16 protein-coding genes are annotated in these 19,199 nt (G+C 64.2%); 10 read left to right on the forward strand and 6 right to left on the reverse strand.

Annotated elements, in window-relative coordinates; translation table 11 throughout:
* Positions 1-13: 13 nt before the first annotated feature.
* From ACZIRK_RS17675 to ACZIRK_RS17685, 3 genes are all read right to left on the reverse strand, one after another.
* Positions 14-1,183: a PepSY-associated TM helix domain-containing protein gene (locus ACZIRK_RS17675; RefSeq protein ID WP_463327826.1), complete on the reverse strand. Its 1,170-nt coding sequence runs from the start codon at positions 1,181-1,183 to the stop codon at positions 14-16.
* A gap of 280 nt (positions 1,184-1,463) precedes the next feature.
* Positions 1,464-2,492 (reverse strand): extracellular solute-binding protein, encoded by a 1,029-nt coding sequence (locus ACZIRK_RS17680; protein WP_463327827.1) that lies wholly within the window; start codon positions 2,490-2,492, stop codon positions 1,464-1,466.
* Between the two features lie 2 nt (positions 2,493-2,494).
* On the reverse strand, positions 2,495-4,804 hold the full coding sequence (locus tag ACZIRK_RS17685; RefSeq protein ID WP_463327875.1) for a TonB-dependent siderophore receptor: 2,310 nt from the start codon (positions 4,802-4,804) through the stop codon (positions 2,495-2,497).
* 335 nt (positions 4,805-5,139) lie between these two features.
* Here ACZIRK_RS17685 and ACZIRK_RS17690 point away from each other — a divergent pair, with 335 nt between their 5' ends.
* From ACZIRK_RS17690 to hemC, 10 genes are all read left to right on the forward strand, one after another.
* Positions 5,140-6,567 carry a M20/M25/M40 family metallo-hydrolase gene (locus tag ACZIRK_RS17690; RefSeq protein WP_130226196.1) on the forward strand — a complete coding sequence of 476 codons (1,428 nt, stop codon included), beginning with the start codon at positions 5,140-5,142 and terminating at the stop codon, positions 6,565-6,567.
* 431 nt (positions 6,568-6,998) lie between these two features.
* A complete protein-coding gene (locus tag ACZIRK_RS17695) occupies positions 6,999-7,871 on the forward strand; it encodes an FAD binding domain-containing protein (RefSeq protein ID WP_130226195.1) in 873 nt (290 codons plus the stop codon).
* The gene (locus tag ACZIRK_RS17700) at positions 7,861-8,352 is read left to right on the forward strand and encodes a (2Fe-2S)-binding protein (protein ID WP_130226194.1); all 492 of its coding nucleotides are present in this window, start codon (positions 7,861-7,863) and stop codon (positions 8,350-8,352) included. The genes ACZIRK_RS17695 and ACZIRK_RS17700 overlap by 11 nt, the downstream gene beginning before the upstream one ends.
* Positions 8,349-10,691 carry a molybdopterin cofactor-binding domain-containing protein gene (locus ACZIRK_RS17705; protein WP_463327828.1) on the forward strand — a complete coding sequence of 781 codons (2,343 nt, stop codon included), beginning with the start codon at positions 8,349-8,351 and terminating at the stop codon, positions 10,689-10,691. The genes ACZIRK_RS17700 and ACZIRK_RS17705 overlap by 4 nt, the downstream gene beginning before the upstream one ends.
* Complete coding sequence (atzD, locus tag ACZIRK_RS17710; RefSeq protein WP_130226192.1) at positions 10,688-11,806, forward strand: cyanuric acid amidohydrolase; 1,119 nt, start codon at positions 10,688-10,690, stop codon at positions 11,804-11,806. The genes ACZIRK_RS17705 and atzD overlap by 4 nt, the downstream gene beginning before the upstream one ends.
* On the forward strand, positions 11,806-13,020 hold the full coding sequence (locus ACZIRK_RS17715; protein WP_130226191.1) for an FAD-dependent oxidoreductase: 1,215 nt from the start codon (positions 11,806-11,808) through the stop codon (positions 13,018-13,020). The genes atzD and ACZIRK_RS17715 overlap by 1 nt, the downstream gene beginning before the upstream one ends.
* A gap of 55 nt (positions 13,021-13,075) precedes the next feature.
* On the forward strand, positions 13,076-13,594 hold the full coding sequence (locus tag ACZIRK_RS17720) for a VOC family protein (protein WP_130226190.1): 519 nt from the start codon (positions 13,076-13,078) through the stop codon (positions 13,592-13,594).
* Between the two features lie 72 nt (positions 13,595-13,666).
* Positions 13,667-14,494, forward strand: a complete 828-nt coding sequence (locus ACZIRK_RS17725) for an aspartate dehydrogenase (protein ID WP_130226189.1) — start codon at positions 13,667-13,669, stop codon at positions 14,492-14,494.
* Between the two features lie 65 nt (positions 14,495-14,559).
* Entirely contained in the window at positions 14,560-15,180 is a 621-nt protein-coding gene (gene pncA / locus ACZIRK_RS17730) for a bifunctional nicotinamidase/pyrazinamidase (protein WP_130226188.1), read from the forward strand.
* Between the two features lie 113 nt (positions 15,181-15,293).
* Entirely contained in the window at positions 15,294-16,289 is a 996-nt protein-coding gene (hemC, locus tag ACZIRK_RS17735; RefSeq protein ID WP_130226187.1) for a hydroxymethylbilane synthase, read from the forward strand.
* A 342-nt stretch (positions 16,290-16,631) separates the two neighbouring features.
* Here the strand turns inward: hemC and ACZIRK_RS17740 are convergent, their stop codons facing one another.
* Genes ACZIRK_RS17740 through ACZIRK_RS17750 form a run of 3 tightly spaced genes read right to left on the reverse strand, consistent with a single transcriptional unit; the run spans position 16,632 to position 19,191 of the window.
* Positions 16,632-17,324, reverse strand: coding sequence for a DUF1045 domain-containing protein (locus tag ACZIRK_RS17740; protein WP_130226186.1), 693 nt, complete (start codon positions 17,322-17,324; stop codon positions 16,632-16,634).
* Positions 17,325-17,344: 20 nt separating this feature from the next.
* A complete protein-coding gene (locus ACZIRK_RS17745; protein WP_463327829.1) occupies positions 17,345-18,538 on the reverse strand; it encodes an alpha-D-ribose 1-methylphosphonate 5-triphosphate diphosphatase in 1,194 nt (397 codons plus the stop codon).
* Positions 18,535-19,191 (reverse strand): LbetaH domain-containing protein, encoded by a 657-nt coding sequence (locus tag ACZIRK_RS17750; RefSeq protein WP_463327830.1) that lies wholly within the window; start codon positions 19,189-19,191, stop codon positions 18,535-18,537. Before ACZIRK_RS17750 ends, ACZIRK_RS17745 begins: the two co-directional genes overlap by 4 nt.
* Positions 19,192-19,199: the final 8 nt, after the last annotated feature.

The following is a 19,199-nucleotide window of genomic DNA, read 5'->3' on the forward strand; positions in this document are numbered from 1 at the left end:
ACGGCTGGGCGATTCACTCGCCCGGAACCAGGCTCCCGAGCGGCGGCCGCGAGAGACGCCGGTGCCTTCGCCGCGAAAGATACAGCAAAAAGCCGGTGACCACGAACAGCGGCATCAGCGCGGCGGCGAGCATGAATAGCAGCTTGCCCGGCCAGCCAAAGATGCTGCCGCGATGAATATCCAAGACGCTCGAAAGCATCCGCTCGCCGACGGGCTTGTCCGCGTAGATCTCCGATGACATTAGCCGGCCAGTGATGGCGTCGATGCGGAATTCGTCGCGCGCGCCCGGATGCGACGCATCGCGCGCCCAGGACCGCACCCGCACGACCGTGCCTGCATCAGGCGGCGCGAGTAGCGCCGTCGCGAAGCGGCCGCCCTGTTCGTGCAGAAATGTCGACCATACGCGATCGAGCGCAACCGGTTTGGTCTCTGCTGCGCTGACATCTCGCGCCGGCTTGGGCTTCATCGGTGCGGCAGCAGTCGAAGGACGCGACAGCAGCCAGGTGGCGCCGCTCTTGTACCAGTCGAACGAATACCACAGGCCGGTGAGCACCATCACGAGGTAGATCGGCAGCACCCAGGTTCCAGCGACGGCATGGAGCGACCTGTGGAAGCCGCGACCGCGCAACGCCAGATTCGGCTTCAGCCACATCTTCACGCTGCGGGCGCGATGGGGCCATCGCAGCACGATCCCGGAGATCAGCATCGCGATCAGGCCGATGGCAGCCACGCCCGTGATCGGCCGGCCATAGCCCTTGGCATCGCCGGGCAACAGCAGCCAGCGATGCAGCTTGCGGACGGTGACGAAAAACTCCTCTCCGCGCGGCGAGCCGAGCACACGCCCATCATAGGGATCGACATAGATCGAGGAGGGCCGCGAGCCATCCGCGCTGCGGGCAAACCGGATCCGCACCGCCGCGGACGGGTCACTGGCCATCGTCACGGACGCAACTTTGCCAGAGTCGGGATTGGCCTGCAGTCGCGCGATCAACTGGTCCGGCGTCAGCGTCGGGACCGCGCGAGCCTCGACCCGCGTGATCGCCGTATTCAGGCTGGCCTGGATTTCATCCTCGAAGCTCATGATCGCGCCTGACATCCCGACCATGGCCAGCACCAGCGAAAGCGCAAGGCCAATGACGGAGTGGACCTGCAACAGGGCGGTCTTGATCGAGTACTTGCTCATAAATTGGAAGGAACTGGTGGCGGGATGAGCGTCGAAATCGGCGAAGGCCTGGTGATCACCGCCCACTCAACAGCGTTAGCGTAACGATACCGAAAAGATATTCATCCCGCCACCCAAGCAAGGCTTACACAGTTTGTAATAGTTCTATGTTGTGTGCCGACGCGCGATTGAGCACGCACGACAATGTTTGCCGCGAAGAATAATGTCGTGTTCGCGCGCTATATGACAATTTTGTTTTCACCTTCCGATCCGGCGGTCGCGGCGTTTTCGGCCAGGGCGCTCACTCGTCGAAGCCGACTTTCTTGACCAGAGCAACCGCAGCCTGCTGATGCGCAGCAATGCGATCGATCGGCACCGCATCGGGGCTGAACGATCCGATTTCCTCGAGGATCGGATCGCGGTCCGCCGAGGCGAGCACGGGATATTCCAGTTCGGCCGCCGCATAGATTCCTTGTGCCGCCGGCGTCACAAGGAACTCGATAAATTTCAGCGCGGCGGCCATGTGGGGCGCATGCTTCGCAATGGCTGCGCCCGTCAGATTGACATGGCTGTCGCCGCCCTTGAACGTCGTCGGGACGGCCTTGACGGTTCGGGCCCACCCGCGCCAGTCGTCGCCTTCCCGCCCGTCCCGCAATTGCGCCAGTGCCACGGTATTGGCGATGCCGATCTCGCACGTTCCTTGTGCGATCTCTCGGATCACGTCATTGTCCTTGCCAGCCGGCTTGTGGACCAAATTATTCTTCAGGCCCTTGAGCCAGGCCTCTGTCGGTCCTTCTCCGTGATGAACGAGGAAGGCCGCGATCAGTGCGATGTTGTTCTGATGCAGCGGCGAGCGCATGCATAGTTTGCCGCGCCATTTCGGATCGGCGAGGTCTTCATAGGCGATTGCGGCGAGCGGGCTGTCCCCGTGCACCATTACGACGCGGGGCCGGATGGAGAGGCCGATCCATTGCGAGGACCCGCCACGCAGGTTCGGCGGCGCGGCTCGCTCGAGCAGCGGCGATGCAAAAGTCTGCGTCAACCCCTGGTTTGAGAGCTGGGTGGTCTTGTCCAGTCCGATCGTGATCAGTACGTCCGCCGGCGACGCATCACCTTCCAACGTCAGGCGCTTGAACAGGCTGTCTTCAACAAAGACAGGATTGACCTTGATGCCGCTGGTTTCCGTGAAAGCTGATATCACCGGCTCGATCAGATTTATCTCTCTGGTCGAGTAAAGCGTGATCTCATCGGCGCGGCCTGCCGCCATGCCAGCAACGAAGGCGGAGGCCAGCGCGACCAGCAATCCGGTGGCTACCCGCGGCATGCTCATGGCTAGAACTTCACCGTCGCCGAGAGCGAGACACGGCGCGCGTCGCCGAGAGCGACGGCCAGATTGCTCACGGCCGAGGGATAGTAAACGGTGTCGAACAGGTTCTTGACGTTCAGTTGGTAGATCACCGGCAGGTTGTCGTATTTGGTCTCATAGCTCGCAAACACGTCCGCGACCACATAGGACGGCAGCACGAACGTGTTCGCTGCATCGCCAGGCCGGTCGCCGACATAATGCGCTCCGCCGCCCAGCCGGAGCCGGCCCGGCAACGCGGTGCCGAAATCGTAGACCAGGTAAAGCGAGGCCGTGTTCAGGGCGACGTTCTGCAGCGCCATGCCGGCCAGCGTGGGATCTTCGATCACCCGCGCGTCGGTGTAGCCATAGCTCCCGATCATGCTCCAATTGTCGGTCAGCCTTCCGGTGACGTCGATCTCGATGCCGCGTGAGCGGACCTTTCCGGCGGTACGAAATTCGACGATTCCCGTGGCGCTGTTGAGCTGCGATACCAGCACGTTCTTCTTGTCGATATCGTAGAACGCCACCGTTCCCGAGAGCCGCTTGTTGATGTCGAACTTGGCGCCGGTTTCCCACGAGACGCCCTCTTCGGGCGCGATATTGGAGCCAATCACCACGCCGCCGGTGAGCGGCGCGATGGTCGAGGTCGGCTTCAGCGATTGCGTATAGCTTGCGTAAAGGGACAGCTCGTCGGTGAGCTTGAGGATGGCACCGCCGAGCGGGAGCACCTTGTCTCCGGACAGATCGGTATTGGCTTTGAACGGGCGTCCGCGCCCCGCCAACTGGTCGAAATCCATGTAGCGCACGCCGGCGACCACTGCGACCCGATCCGTGACATGCAACGTGTCCTGGAAGAACAGGGAGTATTGGCCAACCTTGTCGGTCTGGTCGCTATCGCTGGGGGAGACCGTCGTGCCCGGGAAGACCAGCCCATAGGCGGGATCGTAGAAATTGAACGAGGGGGTCGCCTGCCGGATCAGGTTCTTGCGGTAGATCGTGCGATACTGGCCGTCGCCGCCGAACAGCACATCGTTGCGCATGCCGCCGATCCAGAAGCCGCCCTGCAGGTAGGACGTTCCGTAGCTCACATTGCTGAGCGAACCCTGCGTGCCGTCATTGCTGCGCGTCTCGATGCCGGTTCTGGCATTGACGCCGGTGATGCGGAGCTGGTTGGCGCTGAATGTCTCGGTGTTGTAGCTGTAGGCCGCGTAGAGCTTCCAGTCCTCGTTCAGCCGTTGCTCGACCGAGGCCTGCATCAGGTCGGATGTTCCCCACATGTTGTTGAAGGGCTCATCGAGCCGGCGCGTCGCGGGAATGGCCAATGGCGCCTTGGTGATCGGATCGAATGCCGTGCCGCGGTCGAACGGGTAGATGAAATCGCGATGCTCGTAATTGAGCTGGACCGTGGTCGTGTCGCCGTACCACGCCAGTGACGGCGCAAGCAGCGTTTCGCGGTGCCGCCCGAAATTGCGCCAATAGTCCTCATTGACGCCATAGCCGATGAAGCGATAGGCGAGGCCGCCCTGGCCGATCGGGCCGGTGATATCGAAGGTCGCATCGGCGCCGTTCTTGCTGTTGCCGTAGGTCGAGCCGAGCACGGTGATCGATCCGTGCTGATAGAGGTCCGGGCGCTTGCTGATCGTGTTGACGATGCCGCCGGGATCCATGATGCCGTACAGCAGCGATGCAGGTCCCTTCAGCACCTCGACGCTTTCGATGGCGGGGTTGAGGCTGCGGCCCTGGACCAGCGGCATGCCGTTGCGCATGATCGAGCCGTCGCGATTGTCGCCGAATCCGCGCCTGATGACGGCATCCTGGGTGCCGGCGAGCGTATTGGTCTGGGTGATGCCGCTGACATTGACCAGGGCGTCGTCGATATTGCGCGGCAGTTGATCCTTCAGCACCTGCTCGGGCACGACGTTGACGACTTGCGAGGTGTCAAGCGGCGAAGCGCCGGTGCGCAGCGTGGTCGAACTGGGCATGGCGCGATAGCCGAGCTTGGCTTGGTACAGCGCCGCCGCTGCCGCCGCGGCGCGCTCGGACGGCGTAGGCTCCGCAGGCGTCACATTTCGATTACGTTGAGGCGCCGCCGCTGCCTGGGTCCGACGCGCGGAGGGGGCCGCCGGGCGCGCCGGCTTGCGCTTCTGCGTTGGCGACTCCACTGTCACAGCCGGCAAGGTCACGCTCGATTGTGCCCGTGCGATCGTCACGGAAGAGGAGCAACCAGCCAGCAAGGCGGCGGTGCCGATGAAAAAATGCGCGCGGCTGACGCCGGCTCGGTTTGGATGGTCTCCCACGAGACGGCAAACAGCACTGACTTTCACTTCGATTCACTTCCAGGACGAAATTAGCGCGGTGCCTTTAGCAGCCGCTGCGAACAGAAAGAACAGCGCTGGAATTGAATCGCTCTAAGAACGTACTTCGCACGAATGATTTGCAGATCCGTCAGGCGATACAGCGAATGCCTCTCGCCGCATCGAGCAGCTTCTTCAATTTGTAGCGAAGGAGCAGTGGAATGCTTGACAGTTGACTCCGAATAGGCCTCGCCGCCATCAGGCCTTGCATCTTGCAAAACCTCAGCGTCCCTGTCTGAATGTCGCACAACTGGGGCGAGTGGAATCGGAGACCCGAGATGGTTGAAAACGTCAGACCAAGGCTTTCAATCCTGCTGTCGACCGTACTTGCAGCGGCTCTGCTGGGAAGTCCTGCAGCCGCTGCGGAAGGGCTGAGCCCGGAGCGGCAGTTCGCGCGCGACATCTACCAGGAGCTGATCGAGATCGACACCGTCACCGCAACTGGCGACACCGCCAAGGCTGCGGAGGCGATGGCGGCCCGGTTGCGCGCCGCCGGCTTTCCGGATAGCGACGTGCAGGTGTTCTCGCCGGCACAGCGCAAGGGGAATCTGGTGGCACGGCTGCGCGGCAGCGGCGCGCGCAAGCCGATCCTCCTGCTCGCTCACATCGACGTGGTCCCGGCCAATCGCGAGGACTGGTCGGTCGATCCGTTCAAGCTGACCGAGCAGGACGGCTATTTCTATGCCCGCGGCAGCGGCGACGACAAATACATGGCCGCGGCCTTCGTCACCAACCTCATCAGATACAAGAAAGAGGGCTACAAGCCAGACCGCGATATCATCCTGGCGCTGGAAACGGATGAAGAAATCCTGGACGCCAACGGGCTCGGCATCCAATGGCTCTTGAAGAATCACCGCGACCTGATCGATGCTGAATTCGCGCTTAACGAAGGCGGCGGTGTCGGCCTGAAGGACGGCAAGCCGATCCGGAACACCGTGCAGACTTCCGAAAAAGTCTCGCTGAGCTACCTGCTCGAAGTCAAGAACAGGGGTGGCCACAGCTCGGTACCGGTCAAGGACAACGCGATCTATCGCCTCGCCGAGGGACTGGTTCGCCTCTCGAAGTTCAGTTTCCCGATCAACCTGAACGAGACCACCCGGGCGTATTTCGAGCGCACGGCACAGTTCGAGAGCGAGCAGACGGCGTCTGACATCCGCGCCGTGCTGTCGGACAAGCCCGACCCCGCTGCGATGTCGTTTGTCCGGCTTGCGGCCAATCCTGCCTATAACGCCCAGCTCCGCACCACCTGCGTCGCGACGATGCTCGAGGGAGGACATGCCGTGAACGCGTTGCCGCAGCTTGCGACCGCCAAGGTGAACTGCCGCATCATGCCGGGCGAGCCGGTCGACGGTGTCAAGGCGACGCTGGAGCGCGTGCTTGCGGACGATCAAATCCAGGTCACTCAAATGGGCCAGCCCGTGTTGAGCGCGCCGTCGGCCCTGCACGAGGAGATCATGGGCGCAATCGATAAACTGTCGCACGAATTCTGGCCGACGGCGGCGGTGATCCCGACCATGAGCACCGGCGCCACCGACGGGAGCTATCTGCGCAACGCGGGAATCCCGACCTACGGCCATTCCGGCCTTGCCGCCGATATCAGCGACATCCGCGCCCACGGCAAGGATGAACGGATTCTGGTGAAATCATTCTACGAAGGCGAGGACTATCTCTATCGCCTGGTGAAGACGCTCGCCGGCGGAACGTGAACGCTGCCACCCGTCATTGCGAGGAGCGACAGCGACGAAGCAATCCATATCTCCACGAGCGGCGAAATGGATTGCTTCGCTCGCGCTCGCAACGACGTGAAGGGGGCGGCGCGCCAGGCCTTCTCCGTCATCGCCCGCGAAAGCGGGCGATCCAGTATTCCACAGGCGGTCGTGCTCAAGCCGAGACGCCGCCGCATACTGGACGCCCCGCCTTCGCGGGGCATGACAGCGGAGGCTGGTGCTTTCAGCAGGCCGGCTCAAGCCCGCCCAATGTTTATGCATGCGGTGAGAAGAATGAGCAGGGATTAGCTGCATTTCATGCAGTTCTGGCTGTCTTCGGGCTCGCCGACTTTTGACTGGCGTTGTTAGACTACAGATAGTTTCATCTCCTGTTTCGAGCCGATGCGGATGCGTTCGTCGAACGAGCCTTTATGAAGCCTGCTCCCTTCAAATACATCGCTGCTTCATCGCTGGATCACGCGCTCTCGCTCAAGGCCGAACATGGCGATGAGGCAAGATTCCTGGCCGGCGGCCAGAGCCTGGTCCCGGCGATGAACTTCCGTTTGGCGCGACCGGCGGTCGTGATCGATATCAACGGTCTGGATGAGGTGGCCGGCATCGATCACGGCTCAACTATTCGTGTCGGCGCGCTGACGCGCTATTGCGCGCTCGAACGGGATAGCGAGTTCCTCGGCTGCTGTCCGTTGTTCGCCGACGCGCTGCCGCACATCGCGCATCCGCAGATCCGCAACCGCGGCACCATCGGCGGCAACCTCTCCCATGCCGATCCGGCGTCCGAGCTTCCCGCGATTGCGGTGGCGATGGAGGCGCGGATGCGACTGAAGTCGGCCCGCGGCGAGCGGGTGCTTGCAGCCTCGGAGTTCTTTCAAGGATCGCTCACCACGGACCTTGCCGCCGACGAGATGCTGGTCGATGTCGAGTTTCCGGCATTGCCGCCGCGCAGCGGCGTGTGCTTCATGGAAGTGGCGCGGCGCCGAGGCGATTTTGCCATCGCCGGCGTGGCCGTCATCGTGACACTGGATATGGAAGGCCGCTGCGGCAACGCCCGGCTCGCGCTGTGCGGCGTCGGCGACACGCCGGTCGATGCCAGCGAGGCTGCCGCGCCTCTGGTCGGTCAGGCTTGCGCCGATGAGCCGATCAAGGCGGCCGCTGCCGCCATACAGGCAACGATCGAGCCCGCAGGCAATGTCCACGCCAGCGCCGATTATCAGCGGCATCTCGCCGGCGTGCTGGCGCAGCGCGCGATCCGCACGGCCTATCGGCGGGCGGCCCATGCAGCCTGACCGCCACGAGATCAGTGTCTCCGTCAACGGGACGTCTTATCGGCGCAGCGTCGAGTCGCGGACGCTGCTGAGCGATTTCCTCCGCCACGATCTGTTGCTGGCGGGCACCCATGTCGGCTGCGAGCATGGCGTCTGCGGCGCCTGCACGGTCCTGCTCGATGGCGCGCCGATCCGCTCCTGCCTGATGCTTGCAGTGCAGGCCAATGGGCATGAACTCTCCACGATCGAAGGTCTCGCCTCCGATAGCGGCGAGCTGAGTCCGGTGCAGAGGGCGATGCATGAGCATCACGGCCTGCAATGCGGTTATTGCACGCCGGGCATCCTGATGACGATGACGGCGTTCCTGAAGCAGAACCCGTCGCCGTCGGAAGAAGAGGTGCGCGAGGCGCTGTCCGGCAATCTCTGCCGCTGCACCGGCTATCAGCACATCGTTGACGCCATGATGGCCGCGGCGCAGGCGATGCGGGCGGCCGCACCATGACCACACGGTTCTTCGGCGCCCCCGTCAAGCGCAATGAGGATCGCAAGCTCCTCACCGGACAGGCGCTGTTCATCGACGACGTCGAGCTGCCGGGCATGCTGCACGCGGCATTCCTGCGCAGCCCTGCCGCGCACGCGCGCATCAGGTGCATCGATGTTTCCCGCGCGCTGCAGCGCCCGGGCGTCGTGGCGGTCTACACCGCCGATGATTACGGCGCCTATTGGCAGCCCGGTCCGCTCTTGGTGCCGCCGCCACCGATCCCGGGAAGCATTTTCAATCAGCGCACCCAAGTGCCGCTGGCCAAGGACAAGGTTCGGCATGTCGGCGAGCCCTTGGCCGTCGTCGTCGCCGAAAGCCGCTACATCGCCGAGGATGCGCTCGACGATATCGACGTCGATCTCGAGCCGCTGCCGGCGGTGATCGACCTTGAGGCCGCGCTACGCCCCGGTTCAGCCCTGGTGCATGACGACCTCGGCTCGAACGTCTCCGCGCATGTGCATCAGAGCAAGGGCGACTATCGCGCCGCGGCTGCGAAAGCACATCTGGTGATCAAGCGCCGCTTCGCCTACGAGCACGGTATTGCCTCGACCATCGAAACGCGCGGCGTCGTCGCGCATTGGGAAGCGCGCAGCCAGCATATGACGATCTGGGACACGACCCAGGCGCCGGTGTTCGTCCGCAACGGCCTCGCCGCCGTGCTCGGCCTCGGCGAGCGGCAGGTGCGGGTGATCGCGCCCTTCGTCGGCGGCGGCTTCGGGCCGAAGATCATGATGTTCTATCCGGAAGAGGTCGCGCTGCCCTGGATCTCGATGCGGCTCAACCGCCCGGTGAAATGGATCGAGGATCGGCTCGAGCATTTCTTTGCCACCACGCATGAGCGCGGCCAGATCCATGATGCCGAGATCGCGGTCGCGCGCGACGGCCGCATCCTCGGCGTTCAGGACGTCTTCCTGCACGACGGCGGCGCTTATGATCCCTACGGGTTGACGGTGCCGATCAACAGCCAGTGCACCTTGCTCGGGCCGTACGTAGTGCCGTCCTACGATTCGACCTTCACCGCCGTCTTCACCAATCTGCCGATCGTGACGCCCTATCGCGGCGCAGGACGGCAGCATGGCGTGTTCGTGATGGAGCGGCTGCTCGATCTTGCCGCGCACGAGCTGAACATCGATCCCGCCGAGATCCGACGGCGCAATCTCATTCCGGCCGACGCGTTCCCTTACAAGAACGGGATCATCTACCAGGACTTTTCCCAGCTCGAATATGACAGCGGCAACTACGAGCCGGTGCTCGACCAGACGCTGCAGGCGATCGGCTATGCCGAGTTCAAGCAGGAGCAAGAGAAGCTGCGCGCGCAAGGCCGTCACGTCGGTATCGGCGTCGCCTGCTACGTCGAGGGCACCGGCATCGGGCCCTATGAGGGCGCGAAAGTGCAGGTGCAGGCCAATGGCAAGGTCAGCGTCGCGACCGGCATCGGCACGCAGGGGCAGGGGCATTTCACCAGTTTTGCCCAGATCGCCGCCGACCAGCTCGGCGTCGACGTCACCGATGTCGAAATCGTCACCGGCGACACCGACCAGTTCTATTGGGGCGCCGGCACCTTTGCCAGCCGCGGCGCCGTTGTGGCCGGCAATGCCGTCAACGAAGCCTCGCGCGCGGTGCGGCAGAAGGCGCTGAAGCTCGCCAGCGACGCCTTCGAATGCGCCGAGGAGGATCTGGTGCTTGCCGATGGCAAGATCTCGATCGTCGGCATTCCCGAAAAATTCTTGAGCCTCGGCGAACTTGCGCGGCGCGCCAACCCGATGCGTGGCGCGGTGAAGCCCGGCACCGAGCCGGGATTGGAATCGACGCAATATTTCGGGCCGCCGAGCGGCGCGACCGCCAATGGCGTGCATGCCATGATCGTCGAGGTGGATTCGGAGACGTTCGACCTCAAGATCCTGAAATACGTTGTGGTCCATGACTGCGGCACGGTGATCAACCCTCTGATCCTGGAAGGGCAGATCCATGGCGGCGTCGCGCAGGGCATCGGCAACGCCTTCTACGAAAAGCTGGTGTTCGACGACCAGGGCCAGTTACTCAACGCCTCGCTCGCCGACTATCTGTTGCCGACCGCGCTCGACGTGCCGCGCATGGAACTCGGCCACACCGTAACGCCGTCGCCGCTTAATCCTATGGGCATCAAAGGTGCCGGCGAAGCCGGCGCGATTCCCGTCGGCCCGCTGTTTGCGCAGGCGATCGAGGATGCGCTGCAGCTCAAGGAGAAGAACGTCGAGCTGTTGGAGATTCCCTTGAGCCCGAGCCGGATTTTTGAGCTGATCAAGGCGAGCGAGCCATGAGGACGGCGCGGGTTTTCCGGCTCTCGATGGCGCATCCCGGCGACCTGTCCGAGCTGGATCGCTTGATCGCAGGCGGCGCCGTCCGCGCGGCCGACGTCGTTGCGATCATCGGCAAGACCGAGGGCAATGGCGGCGTCAACGATTTCACCCGCGGCTACTTCACCCAGACCCTGATGTTGCTGCTGTCGAAATATCTGAACAGGCCCGCCGAGCAGTTGATCCGTGAAATCCCCTGCGTGCTCTCGGGCGGCACCGAAGGCGTGATGAGCCCGCATTATAGCGTCTTCTGCATCAGCGAGGCCGAACCGGCGCCAGAGGCCGGACCGTCGCTCGCGATCGGCACCGCGTTCAGCGATCCGGTCCCGGCAGATGATGTCGGCCGCCGCGCCCATGTCGACAGCGTCGCCGATGCCGTGCGCGCCGCGATTGACAATGCCGGGATCGAGCGATTGCAGGATGTCCACTTCGTGCAGGTGAAGTGCCCCTGCGTCACGGTCGCCCGCGCCGCGGCCGCGATCGCAGCCGGCAAGACCCCGCTCACCAGCGATCCCAACAGGTCGATGGCTTTTGCCCGTGCCGCCGGCGCATTCGGCGTCGCCGTCGCGCTCGACGAACTGGCGCCATCCGCCTTCACCGACGCGTCGCTGCTCAGCGACTTCTCGATCCAGTCGCCGCGCGCCAGCATTTCCTCCGGCGTCGAGGTCGAAAGCAATGAGGTCGTGGTGCTCGGCAACAGCCCGCTCTGGAGGGGTCCGCTGCAGATATCGCACCGTCCGATGGCGGACGCGCTCGACATCGGCGCTATCGTCGACGTGCTCGCCGATCTCGGCATTGCCGCCAATCCGCAAGTCTCCGCCGCGGACGCGGCACGGATCGCGACTGTGCTCGTCAAATGCGAGCCCGACCGGGGCGGAAGGATTCGCGGCAACAGGCACACCATGCTCGACGACACCGATATCAACGCCCAGCGCCACATCCGCGGCGCGGTCGCCGGCCTCGTTGCCGGCGTGATCGGCGATGGCCGGATCTTCGTCTCCGGCGGCGCCGAGCATCAGGGCCCTGATGGCGGCGGCCTGATTGCCGTCATTGCTTCGCAAGAGGAAGGTTTGGCCTGATGCGCATTGTCATCATCGGCGCAGGCGTCGCGGGATGCGTGATGGCGCGCAGGCTCGCGTTGTTGGACGGCGTGGAGGTGACATGCCTCGAGCGGGTCGCGCGCGACGATCATTCCGAGGCCGGCACCGGGCTCAATGTCGGGCCGAACGCCGTCAAGGCGATGAAGCTGACCGATCCGGAGCTGGCTGAGCGCGTCACCGCGGCGGGCTTTCTCTGGAAAAATTGGCGGATTTCGCTCACCGACGGCACTGTGCTGTTCGACCTGCCGCTGCGGGAGGTGGCGGACGGACCGGGCTGGCGCATCCGCTGGTCGGAGCTTTATCGCGTGCTGCGCGAGGCCGCAGGGGACACGGTTTCCTATGGCTGCGAGATCGTCGAGGTCGGCCATGACAGCGTCGATCCGCGCAAGACTTTTGTCAGTTGGACGCAGGACGGCAAAACGCATCGGCTCGACAACATCGATCTCCTGATTGCCGGCGATGGCCGCTACTCGGAGGTACGCCGCGTGATCTCCGGCGAGCCGCGTATCACGCCGACGGGAGTGGCCATCTTCCGCGTGCTGGTGCCGGATACGTCGCACGGCCTGATCGACGATTACGAACAATGGTTCAACGGACCCAACCGTCTGTTGTCGTTCCGCGTGCCGCCGGACCACATCTATGTCGCCGGCACTTTCCCGATCGCCACAGAGGCGCAGATTTCCGAGAGCCAGAAGACGCCGGAGATTCTGCGCGCCGCCTACACGCCGCGCGCCGCGCCGCCGAGCAACCAGGCGCGCTGGCTGATCGACACCGTCTGCAACAATGTCGCCGACACCCATTGGGCGCGGATGCAGGAGCATGAGGTGCTCTACCGCGCCGCCGATTGCAACGTGCTCTATCTCGGCGATTCCGCCCACGGCATGGTGCCGACATTGGGGCAGGGCGCGACCCAGGCGCTGGAGGACGCCGCCAATGCCGCCGCGCTGATCACGCAGCGCTACAGGGCCGGAAGCTGCGATGTCGCACGCTGGCTCACCGAGTTCGAGGTCCTGCGCAAGGACCGCATGCGTTTCGTGATGGAGTTCTCGCTTGCCGCCACCGACACGATGCTGGCAGGCGCCGATCCCGTCGCTGGAACCCTGCACAAGAACGAAGCACCGTTCCTGAACAAGTTGAAGTCGCTCTATTGCGACGTCGGACTTCTCCCTCTCCCCGCAAGCGGGGCGAGGTGAAGAAACGTCATCACGCCGTGGAATGATCGGCCAAGGATTTGAGGAGATCTACATCATGACCGCAACCGAACCGACGTTGCCGATCGCAACGGTGCACGGCCTCTATCACATCGCCATCAAGACCGAGAATTTGGCGGCAACGCGCAAGTTCTACACCGAGATCATCGGGCTTCGCGAATTCCCGCGGCCTGACTTCGGCTATCCCGGCGCCTGGCTCGGCTGCCCGCAGCCCGGCGGGCTCGCGATCATGCACATCTATGCCGGCGGTCCCGCGCTCGGTCCCGAAGGCAAGGCGCCGGCGGGAACGGCGGCGATCGACCATGTCTCGCTGTCCTGCTCCGGCTATCGCTCATTCGTCTCGCGCTTCAAGGCGGCAGGGCTCGACTGGCGCGAATTCATCGTGCCCGGCACCACGCTCTGGCAGTTGTTCGTCTATGACCCCAGCGGCGTGCAGCTCGAACTGACCTTCGAGTGCGGCGGGGAGGGCGAGGAAAAGCCTGATATGTCGCCGGGCCGCAAATATGTTGCCGGCGCAAGCTTCTTCGACAAGGCCACCTATCCCGAGCTCGCCTGATCTTTCGAATCGGCGATTGACACCTGCCAGCTTGTGCGGGACAGGACAGACATCTGTCCTTGGAGCAGTCGAATGGTGGATTCGAACAGCACGCGACCCGCAGCGCGCGTGGCCGTTGCAGGCCTCGGTGCGATCGGCGCGAGCGTGGTGAGGGAACTGGATCGGGGCATCGACGGATTGGTGCTCAGCGCGGTCTCGGCGCAGAACGTCGCCAAGCATCAGGCTTGGCTAGGCGAATTGAAGGCGCCGCCGAAAATCCTGCCGATCGAGGAACTCGCCAGCGCCGCCGATATCGTGATCGAATGCGCGCCGAGCAAGCTGGTGCGGTCGATCGTGGCGCCAGTGGTCGAGCGCGGCAAGACTGCGGTCGTGCTCAGCGTCGGCGCGCTGCTCCAGAACGAGGACCTGATCGCGCTGGCGCGGAAGAACAGCGGCCAGATCGTGGTGCCGACCGGCGCCTTGATCGGGCTCGACGCCGTGACTGCCGCTGCGGAGGGCACCATCCATTCGGTCCGGCTGGTGACGCGGAAGCCGCCGCTGGGGCTCGCCGGCGCGCCCTATCTGGTCGAGAACGACATCAGCGTTGAAGGGCTCGCCGAGCCGCTGCAGATATTCGAAGGAACCGCGCGCGAGGCGGCAAAGGGCTTTCCGGCCAACCTGAACGTCGCGGTGGCGCTCTCGCTCGCCGGCATCGGCCCCGACCGCACCCGGGTGGAAATCTGGGCCGACCCGACGGTGACACGCAACACCCACCGCATCGAGGTGGATTCCGATTCGGCGCGGTTCTCGATGACGATCGAGAACATCCCCTCGGAAAACCCGCGGACCGGCCGCATCACCGCGCTATCCGTGATCGCCTGCCTGCGCAAGCAGCGTGCCTCGCTGCGCATCGGGACATGAGCTTGTCTGCTGCGGGGTTGCGTGTTTTGGGCTAAGCTGTCCGAACAGATACAGCCGAGCCGCCCATGCGAATTCACCCCGACGACCTGCTTCTCATCATCGACGTGCAGAATGATTTCTGCCCCGGCGGCGCGCTGGCCGTTGCCGATGGCGATGCGGTGGTCCCCGTCGTCAACCGGCTCTCCGAGCGGTTCGATCACGTGGTGCTGACGCAGGATTGGCATCCGCGCGGCCACAGCTCCTTTGCGACCTCGCACCAGAGCTCCGCGCCGTTCGAAACCATCACCATGCCCTATGGTCCGCAGACGCTATGGCCGGACCATTGCGTGCAGGGGACGACGGGCGCCGCGTTCCATCCGCAGCTTTCGACCGACAGAGCGGAGCTTGTGATTCGAAAAGGCTTTCGCTCCGCGATCGATTCCTATTCCGCGTTCCACGAGAACGACCGCACCACGCCGACCGGCCTCGCCGGCTATTTGCGCGAGCGCGGACTGAAGCGGATCTTCATGGCCGGACTTGCCACCGACTATTGCGTCCATTATTCCGCGCTGGATGCACGCCGCCTCGGCTTCGAGACCGTGGTCGTGGAATCCGGCTGCCGGGCAATCGATCTTTCCGGCTCGCTTGCGGCCGCGCATGCGGCAATGGCGGCGGCTGGCGTTCAGATCGTGAGCGACCTGGATTGACGCGCCTCCCTCCACCCTGCCCATTCCTCCTGGAATCTAGCGCGAAAACCGTTGTTTTGATTGGGCTTTTGCTCTAATCCCTCGGCTTTATCGACGGCTTGAACGGAGACATTGTGGCGGGACAGACGTTACGCATCGGCACGCGCAAGACGGCCATGGCGATGGCGCAGACCGAGGAGGTTGCGCGCCTGTTACGTGCGTCCGCTTCCGACCTGACCGTCGAGATCGTCAGGTTCGAGACCCGCGGCGATCAGGACCAGACCAGCAAGTTGCTGCGTCATGGCGGCAAGGGCGGCGCCTTCGTCGCCGAGATCCGCGAGGCGATGCGTGCGGGCGAGTTGCAGGCCGCGATGCATTCGCTGAAGGATGTGCCAGGCAATGAGGAGACGCCGGGCCTCGTGATCGGCGCGACCCTGCCGCGCGACGCCGCCACCGACAGCCTGGTGCTGCGTCCCGGCCTTTCGCTGGAAAGCTTTCGCGCCAGCCGCGGCAAGGGTTTCAAGATCGGCACCAACGCGGTGCGCCGCGCGGCCTATTTGCGCAGGCTGTTTCCTGAAGCAAGCGTGATCCATTTCCGCGGCGCCGCCGACACCCGGATTGCCAAGCTCGATCGTGGCGACAAGCAGCGCCTGCCTGATGGCGGCGAGGTCGGCCCGGCCGATGCGCTGGTGATGGCGCGCTCTGGGCTCGAGCGCATCGGGCGTGCATCGCGCATCGCCTATGACTTCCCGGTCGACGAGATGCTGCCCGCGGTCGGGCAGGGCATCGTCGCCGTCGAATGCGCGGCAAACGATTTCGCGACGCGCGCCCGTCTTGCCAAGATCGAAGACGCGCAATCGCGCCTTGTGGCCGAAGCCGAGCGCGAGGTGCTGTGGATCCTGAACGGTCACTGCAATTCGCCGATCGCCGGCCATGCCACGCTTGCCGGCAGCGAGATGATTCTGCGCGCCTCGGTGCTGGATGAAACCGGCGACCGCTTCATCGAGGCCTCGCGCACCGGCCCCGCCGACCGCCCCCGCGAACTCGGCCGCGCCGTCGGATTGGACCTGCTCGACAAGGGCGCCGCCGAAATCATCGCCCGCACAAGGCCGGAAGAAACGGACGAGTAAGCGAAGAACGGTAGGGTGGGCAAAGCGCAGCGTGCCCACCCTTCGCGTGGACGCTCTCTCCACGTCGTCCCGGCGAACGCCGGGACCCATAACCACTGATGTGGGTTGTGGTGCGAGGTCCGGGCGGCAAACTCCACCTCTCCCCTTGTGGGAGAGGTCGGAATTCAAGCGTAGCTTGAATTCCGGGTGAGGGGTTCAGGTCCATCCGACAGCGCAAGTCCCCTCGAGAGACCGGCACCCCTCACCCGGATCGCATTCCGCTTCGCTGCATGCGCTCCGGCCTCTCCCACAAGGGGAGAGGCCGGTCCGAGCAAGCGGACGCACAATACGGGCGACGACGAGTTAGAGTGCTCGCAGCGGCCAATGCGCGATGATGCGGAAGCGCGATGCTGCATCATCCTGGCGGAACAATGCGAGCCGGTCGATCGCGAGCGTTGCGAGCCGCACAGAGGCAAAGCGTTCCCGCAGCATCGGCACCGCGATCTCACGCCGCTCGGCTTCCAATCGCCCGGTCAGCGTCATGTGGAAGCGGAATTCTTCCATCACGTAAGGATAGCCCCAGCGGTCGAGATACTCGACCTGTCGCGGCGTCAAGCGCTCGGGATTTCGCCGTGCGCGATCGGTCGGCGTCAGCGGCGCGCGGAATGAATCGAAGTCGCGCGTCACGTCGGCCGCAAGCTGCTGCAACTCCGTCGACGGCTTTCCCGGGATCATCGCGATGAAGCCGCTAATCGAATCGATGATGGGTTCGATAACGGGAATTGGCCGCGGCGTATCGGCGAAAGCCTCGCATGCCCCAAGCAGATCGGCTTCGCTCTTGCCCTCCGCCAGCGCCATCGGCGCCTTCAGCGTGGCGTGAAAGCCGTATTTGCGCGGGTCCTGCGTGATCTCGCGCCAGTCCGGCGGCACGCCATCGGGAAAGGACAGGTCGCTGCCACCATAGACATCGTAGCCGAGCATCTTGGCGCCGAAGCGATCAAGCGCACTGCCTGGTGCCGGCGCGTAGTAGAGAGCGTAACGCGGATAGTTGGCCATCGTCGTAAGACCTGGGAGCGTCAGGCGGCAGCAACCGCCATGCGCGGCGCTGTGGAATAGGTGAGCCGGCTGGCGTCGGCCAGATGCACGAGACGTCCCGCCGATATCACCGCGACAATGCGCGGCCGCAGCGGCACCTTGTCATCGACGATGATCATGTCGGCGCGGCGACCTTCGGCGAGCACGCCACGGTCGTCGAGTCCGGCAGCACGTGCCGGTGCTCCCGAGATCAGGTCCCACGCCTTTTCCAGCGGCAGAATGCCGTCAGCGGCAAGCCGGAAGGCTGCGAGCAATTGTGCCGGATAGTAATAGTCCGAGGCCAGCACCGAGCAGAGGCCCTTCGCGATCATGTCGGACGCCTTGGTCCAGCCGGTATGACTGCCGCCGCGCACGACATTCGGCGCGCCATACACTATGTGATCGCCGGCCGCCGCCGCCTCGCGCGCGGTCTCTTCGTTGACAGGGAATTCGGCGATGCCGACGCCCTGGTCGCGAAAACACTTGCGCATCTCGGGGCTGTTGTCGTCATGCGAGAGCATGCGGACATCGGCCGAGCGCGCCGCACTGGCGAGACGTGCGATCGAGGCAGGCACATCGTTCGCGCGCGACACCACGTGCGTGACCAGCTTGTCGAAGTCTTCAGGCGAAAGGCCGGTGCGCTCCACCATCCGGTTGCGCTTGCGCGGCCTTGCCAGGTCCCCGATCGTCCCGTCCATGTGGTCGTTGAACGCGAACAAGTCGACGCGGCCCTCCGCGAGCCAGTCAATGATCTCCGGTTCGGCGTCGAGATTGTAGGTCTCGTGGCGCAGATGGAAGCGCGTGTCGGCGGCAAGCTGCGGGCGCATCTGCTCGATTGCCTCCAGCAGTCTCCGCGCATTCTCGGCGCTGCGCAGGCCCGGCTCCCACGACCATGTGGGGGCGTGGAACACCGTCGTGATTCCGTTTGAGATCGCCTGCCGGTCACTGTCGGCGAGCGCCACGTCGATCGGGAAATCGACTCCAGCGCGCGGCATCATCTGCCGCTCGAAGGCGTCGCCATGCAGGTCAACGATGCCGGGCAGCACCAGGAGATCCCGTGCATCAATGCCGAGCGCGCTGCGGCCGTCTCCCTCTTCGCCGAGGGCTGCGATGTCGCGGCCCGCGGTCCGCAGCCGTGTTTCGACGAGTTCGCCTTCAACGAGCGCCTTGCCACCTTCGATAACAATGTCAGTCACGTGATGGCACTCCGGCGGGTTGTTGGCGCGTTCAGCGCTTCATACTTGGCGAGGAAGTCTTCGACAACCAGCTTGCGAAAATCTGGCAGCGCCTGGCGCAACATTTCGTGATCCCAATCCCACCAGGCGAGTGCCGCAAGGCGGCTGATGATGCCATCGGAAAACCGCTTGCGGAGCGGCCGCGCCGGATTGCCGGCGACGATGGCGTAGGCGGGAACATCCTTGGTCACGATCGCGCCAGCCGCGACCACCGCGCCGGTTCCAATCGAGCGTCCGGGCAGGATGATCGCGCCATGTCCAATCCAGACGTCATGGCCGATATGCACGCGGTGCTCTCGGCGCCATGCGAAGAATTCGGCCTCGTCATGTTCGCCTGGGAAGTATGCGCTGGCGCGATAGGTGAAATGCGCCTGCGGCGGACGATGCATCGGATGATTGCCCGGATTGATCCGGGTCATTGCCGCGATCGAGCAGAATTTGCCGATCGTGGTGTAAGTGAGCTGCGCGTCGTTCACGACATATGAATAGTCACCCATCGTGACGTCGAGCAGGATGCTGCGCGCTCCGACCTCGGTATAGGCCCCAAGCTGGCTATCGCGCACCGCGGCGGTGGGATCGACCGTTGGTACAACGGAAAGCATCTTGCCGGCCATCTTCTTCT

Source organism: Bradyrhizobium sp. Leo114, from assembly GCF_055229415.2.